The 2,906-nt window shown below is 59.8% G+C and carries 5 protein-coding genes and 1 pseudogene; all 6 read right to left on the bottom strand.

The window, feature by feature from the left end; genetic code table 11:
• The coding region (locus DDF70_RS37760) for a hypothetical protein (protein ID WP_114949137.1) at positions 1–204 on the bottom strand (204 nt) is incomplete at its 3' end.
• A 145-nt stretch (positions 205–349) separates the two neighbouring features.
• Positions 350–922, bottom strand: coding sequence for a CarD family transcriptional regulator (locus tag DDF70_RS35810; protein ID WP_114949195.1), 573 nt, complete (start codon positions 920–922; stop codon positions 350–352).
• Between the two features lie 378 nt (positions 923–1,300).
• Complete coding sequence (locus DDF70_RS35815; protein ID WP_114949196.1) at positions 1,301–2,125, bottom strand: alpha/beta fold hydrolase; 825 nt, start codon at positions 2,123–2,125, stop codon at positions 1,301–1,303.
• Positions 2,126–2,362: 237 nt separating this feature from the next.
• Complete coding sequence (locus DDF70_RS37310) at positions 2,363–2,533, bottom strand: hypothetical protein (protein WP_162820907.1); 171 nt, start codon at positions 2,531–2,533, stop codon at positions 2,363–2,365.
• A gap of 53 nt (positions 2,534–2,586) precedes the next feature.
• A complete protein-coding gene (locus DDF70_RS37315; protein WP_425374152.1) occupies positions 2,587–2,790 on the bottom strand; it encodes a DUF6894 family protein in 204 nt (67 codons plus the stop codon).
• A gap of 4 nt (positions 2,791–2,794) precedes the next feature.
• A pseudogene (locus tag DDF70_RS38625) lies at positions 2,795–2,906 on the bottom strand (IS110 family transposase); the annotation flags it as partial.

A 2,906-nucleotide genomic window follows, 5' to 3' on the forward strand; every position in this document is an offset into this window, starting at 1 on the left:
CACCCGAAACTCACGCCATGCAATGATGCTGGCCTGGACTGCCTCCCCGGTCGTCCCATTCCGCCACTCCCCGTTCATGCGCTCACACGGGAATGGAAGGATGTATGTGCCGACGTGATCCTCTGCCAGAACCTGCACCGGCAGCCCACAGCCCGGATACCCGTCGGTTGTGAAATCCTTTAAACGGGCAGTTCGCGTTACCATGCACCCGCTCCGAGTATTCCGATGTACCAATAGATCGATGGGGCAACGCTACCGTAGAAGCACGATGATACCAATAATGCCCTGAGCTTAGATGGAGCAGCACTCAACGTTAACCGGTCTCTCGTTCAACGGGAAGGGTCGTTCCCTATGCCGCCGCTTCGTCATCGGGCCCCTCCGGTTCTTCGGCCAGGGTCTTAGCCTTGTTGAGGTGAGGAGCTTTGGCCAAGCTCTGTTCGATCAACTTGCGAGCCTCGGTCTGGGTCAGCCGGCTGGATGCTGCCACCTCCTTGATCATGAAGTCCAGGGCGCCTTCGAAGATCTGCTGCTCGCTGTAGGAAGCCTCCTGCTGCTCTGAGCCGCGATTGAGATCCCGCAAAACTTCAGCAATAGCTGTCAGCTGCCCGGTCCCGATGCGCTCCTGAAGGTCGTTCGAGCGCCGGCTCCACACGCCGCGCTTGGCCATTGCCTTTCCGCTCAGGAGGTCGAGGGCCTGCTCCACCACCGCAGGTTCCGACAGTTTTCTCAGGCCGCTGCTCTTGGCTTTCGTTAGGGGAACCCGAAGGGTGAGGCGATCCTTATCGAGGGTGATCACAAAGAGCTCGAGCTTGAACCCGGCAACCTCTTGCTCCTCGATTGCAGTGATCACACCCACGCCATGGGCCGGGTACACAACCGTTTCACCAATCTCGAAGGAAAGAGCATTGTTCTTCGTGGTCATTCAGACATGATCTCCGTTAGGCACAGGCGAGGCTTCAGTCGAAACAGCCTGTGTCGCAGATACCGGGCTCGCAACTGTCGCGTCAATGCACCATTGGTTTGCAGAACTCGAAGCATCTTACGTGGTTCCCGTGGAACGGCTGCCCTCCATTTGGTGGATCCAGCAGTATCTGGGTAGAGTACGCGCCACACCTCGGCATCAGGCGGATAACGGGCTATCGGTTATCCGAGGAAATCGCGAACGCCTCGGGAATGTCTGTTGTCCCCTTCGCCAGCAGACATTCGGTCTACTTCGCAAATGTGCCAGGAGCTGACCTTTCCGAGTCCCGGTTGATCCAGCATTCGCAGGCAAAGGCCACCAACATTCGCTCTACCTCTCTCATATTGTGCGATCGAGTTCCTCGACCACAGCCGAGAAACCCTGAGAACTCTCCTGCGGCCAAAGATGTCCGGCGCCCGGCACCTCCACATGCCGGGCATGACGGATGCACCGTGCGGCAGCGAGTGATGGGATGGCGAAGACGGGTCGCGTCAGACCACCGTGGACAACGGAGACCGGCATCTTCAGTCTCGCGAGATCCTCACAAATGATCTTCGGTGGCGGCTCTTGAGCCATCAAACGCGGCAGCGAGTGAAGGTTGTCGCGAATGATAGTCCGGTATTCCGGACTTTGGCGATCTAAACAGCCATCCCCACCGGAGCCGTCGATCATCAGGCGAGCGGCTTCTTCCAGATCGCCATTGTTTACGGCAGTAACAATCGGCCCATACAGGGCATGGGCATCCCGCCCGAAGGCGGCCAGTTCCTCCGGGTCCGTTACATAACTCGGCACGCCCGGCTCGTAGACCATCACACGTCGGAACAGGTCCGGGCGCCGCAGCGCGGCCTGGAAGGCGACATGACCGGAATAGGACCAGGCAACGAGGTACACAGGGGCAAGCCCGAGAGCCTCTACGAGTGCAATGAGGTCCTCGGCATGCGTGGCGACACCGAACGGGGGTCCGTCATCGCGCCAAGAGGCGCGACCGAAGTACCGCTGGGTGTAACCGATGCAGCGGTAGCGGTTTGACAATGCCTCGCCATGTCCTTGCCAGGTCCTGAGGTCCCCGAGTGCTCCGTGCAGGAGTAGGAGGGGCAGACCATCGCCGACATCGAAGTATTCGAAGACATCGCCGTTCAGGGTAGTGCGACGTAGTTCATTCATGGCGGTCCCCTAGGGGGTTCCTGTCTGACTGCTCCAGCTTCACTCGCGAGGTGCGAGGGATGGCACTCTATGACCTCATGGCACGATGCCAGGCTATCCGGATTTCGGTCGTGAAGAGAAATATACAACCTGTCCCTACAAGGCCAAGATGAATTGGTGACCTTTGCTGCCGTGTGCAGGGTTGACCGCGCAAAGGGATGCTCTCGGCGGCCTTGTCCTCTAAAGCAGTGCCTTGGATCATTCGCGACCAGGAGTTCGGTCCGGCGAGGGAATGTCGCCGTCGCCATAACCGCGCCGGCCGTCGAGCTTGACTTTCGGGAGCGGTTCGGGGCGTTCGCCCAGCATCCTCACGGCTTTCCAAACCGAGTTCACCAGTTTCTGCGTGGAGGTGAGAGGACTCTTGCTCATAGTTGGCTCCCTTGCCGACCCCGAGGCGATCTGCGGCAATCGTTTCGTCGCCGCTAGCCGGCGGCTGTTGGGCCGAGGACGTCCGCGAACGCGACCGTCAGTACCGGTTGATTGGCCCGGTTGGTAATTTCGACGTGCCAGCGTCGCCGGTCTTCGCCCTTTTGATCGCCTTCCGCAATCATGCCATGGGCCATGACACTAGCAACATCCCGCGCAGCCTGAAGGTCAGGGTACCTGTTTCCTTCCGGGACTTCCATGAGGCTGCTCTCGGTCCGGATGCCGGGCGAGCATGTCCATCTGGTCTGGGGTCTTGATCGCCACGAACGACATGGTCGGCCGTTGCACCGCCTCCGCGATCGCCTCGGCATCGCGA

Source organism: Microvirga calopogonii, from assembly GCF_003347665.1.
Taxonomy (GTDB): Bacteria; Pseudomonadota; Alphaproteobacteria; order Rhizobiales; family Beijerinckiaceae; genus Microvirga; species Microvirga calopogonii.

Excerpts from the sequence above, each read along its gene's own strand:
- DDF70_RS35810 (WP_114949195.1), bottom strand. The coding sequence starts at position 922 with ATGACCACGAAGAACAATGCTCTTTCCTTCGAGATTGGTGAAACGGTT.
- DDF70_RS35815 (WP_114949196.1), bottom strand. The coding sequence starts at position 2,125 with ATGAATGAACTACGTCGCACTACCCTGAACGGCGATGTCTTCGAATAC.
- DDF70_RS37310 (WP_162820907.1), bottom strand. The coding sequence starts at position 2,533 with ATGAGCAAGAGTCCTCTCACCTCCACGCAGAAACTGGTGAACTCGGTT.
- DDF70_RS37315 (WP_425374152.1), bottom strand. The coding sequence starts at position 2,790 with ATGGAAGTCCCGGAAGGAAACAGGTACCCTGACCTTCAGGCTGCGCGG.